This window comes from Muricauda brasiliensis (assembly GCF_003057865.1).
Lineage (GTDB): Bacteria > Bacteroidota > Bacteroidia > Flavobacteriales > Flavobacteriaceae > Flagellimonas > Flagellimonas chongwuensis.
Window position 1 is genome coordinate 1 of record NZ_QBTW01000034.1, and the last position, 286, is coordinate 286.

Annotated in this window: 1 pseudogene; it reads left to right on the forward strand. The window is 46.5% G+C overall.

What is annotated here, in order from left to right:
• Window positions 1–286: pseudogene (locus tag DCK90_RS16810) on the forward strand (hypothetical protein); the annotation flags it as partial.

Genomic DNA, 286 nt, shown 5'->3' on the forward strand with positions numbered 1-286 from the left:
CGAAGGTGTGGATGCCGAAGCCGAAGTAGGTGGTATCATCTACGGTGGAACAAACGATGCGGACAACTCTGGTAGCATTGAATACTTGATCATTAACTACGCTGGTGCGCAGATCAGCACTGAATCTCAGTATAATGGTCTTACCCTTTACGCTGTAGGTTCTGGAACCACAATTGATAACGTGGCTATCTTGAACGGTACCGATGATGGTGTTGAGTTCTTCGGTGGAACCGTTTCCGCTTCCAACTTCTATTTGGAAAACAACGAAGATGACGCTATTGACTGG